We start from the raw sequence: 1,462 nt of genomic DNA on the forward strand, positions 1-1,462 counted from the left end.
CTCCACCACGGCTTGATCCCGCTGAGATCGAACGGGCCGAGCCCCGTCCGCCGCTCAGCGAGCTCGGTCTCGCCGTGCCCCCGAAAACGCCGATGCCCAGGGATTGGCGGGAGGTCTTGCTCTACCGCCCGGTTGTCACATCATCGGCGATGTTCGAAGCCATGGGCCGCAAGGTGTTCATCAGCGGAGTGCGAGGCATCGATCTCGACAGCTCCTGCTCGTTTCATGACGTCACCTGGCCTTGCGGCGTACGCGCCCGCGCCGTTTTCAATTCCTGGCTGAGGGGACGCGCGCTGCACTGTTTCGTACCGCCGGACGTCGAGCGTTTTGCCGTCGCCGCACCGTGCAGGCTGGGCAAGCAGGATGTTGGCGCCTGGCTTGTCTCCAACGGCTGGGCCACGGCGCTGCCGAGCGGCATCTACGGCAAGGCGGAGGCGACAGCCAGGGACGCGGAGATGGGCATGTTCGGCCCGGCACAATAGGCTGTCATTCAATCCCTGATGTTTTGTTTGTTAACCGCCACGGGCGCAGCCTTGATGGGGTCATCGCGCAATCGATTAAATTGCAATGTTCCTTGAAACTGAAATTGCAACACACCGGCCTTATACAAGCCCATCCACAGGAGATCGGCCAGTGACAAAGACTATGGCGAGCACCACCGACCAGGCATGGAAAGGCGTCGCTTTGCTGACCTTTCTGGGAACCGCTGCAATCCTGGGCGTTTCCGTCGGTCTCAATTATCTGCTTCTGTTCTCGGAGGCGCTGACGCCATTTGGGCGCAGCATGGTCACGGCAATCCTGTTGCCTGTCGTTCTTGGTGTTCCGCTTTTTCTGTTCGTTGGATTGAAACAGATCGAGCTTCGTCGCTATCGCCGGGAACTCGACAAGTCGGCAACCTTCGACACCACGACCGGCTGCCTGAACGGAGCGGTCTTCACGTCGATGGTCGAAAAAAGAACCGCAAGGCCGTCGGTGCCGGGGCCGAAATCCGGCGCCTTCCTGGTCATCCATTCGGAGCATCTGCGGTCCATCAACCTGCGCTTTGGTCTTGAATGGGGCGATCAAGCCTTGCGGCTCATAGCCTCAACCATACAATCGTCAGTGCGCGCGGAGGATCTGGTTGGACGCATGGGGACGTCGATGTTCGGGGTCTTCCTCGCCGGCGCGACCGAAGCAGAAGCCAGGGAAATCGGCGAGCGTATCAGGGCGCGCATCGCACAAGTCTATTTCGCGCCAAAAGGCACCGAGGATGCCTTGACGGTCAAGGTCGGCGGCGTGGTGTTCGAGAACCAGGTGGAGTTCGCGGACATGTTCCGGTCCGCCGAGCAGCGCATGGCCGGCGTCCAGGACGGAGCCGCGTTTGAGCTGACGCATCTCCATAGCTGATAGTCGCCGGGAACCGGAGCCAGGGGAATTGTCGGACGCGGACGCCCTCACGCTGCCGGCGGGGTAACCCGAGAAG

General features: G+C 61.4%; 3 protein-coding genes. 2 read left to right on the plus strand and 1 reads right to left on the minus strand.

From position 1 onward, the window contains the following. A partial coding sequence (locus ENZ75_RS31650; protein ID WP_164888168.1) for a thermonuclease family protein occupies positions 1–482 on the plus strand: 482 nt, incomplete at its 5' end. Between the two features lie 8 nt (positions 483–490). Here the strand turns inward: ENZ75_RS31650 and ENZ75_RS34800 are convergent. After that, positions 491–640: a hypothetical protein gene (locus ENZ75_RS34800; protein ID WP_206617148.1), complete on the minus strand. Its 150-nt coding sequence runs from the start codon at positions 638–640 to the stop codon at positions 491–493. Here ENZ75_RS34800 and ENZ75_RS31655 point away from each other — a divergent pair. Next, positions 634–1,386 carry a GGDEF domain-containing protein gene (locus tag ENZ75_RS31655; RefSeq protein WP_082826542.1) on the plus strand — a complete coding sequence of 251 codons (753 nt, stop codon included), beginning with the start codon at positions 634–636 and terminating at the stop codon, positions 1,384–1,386. The genes ENZ75_RS34800 and ENZ75_RS31655 overlap by 7 nt on opposite strands. The last annotated feature ends 76 nt before the right edge of the window (positions 1,387–1,462 follow it).

It is taken from the genome of Mesorhizobium sp. M7A.F.Ca.CA.002.04.1.1 (assembly GCF_004022805.1).
Lineage (GTDB): Bacteria > Pseudomonadota > Alphaproteobacteria > Rhizobiales > Rhizobiaceae > Mesorhizobium > Mesorhizobium ciceri.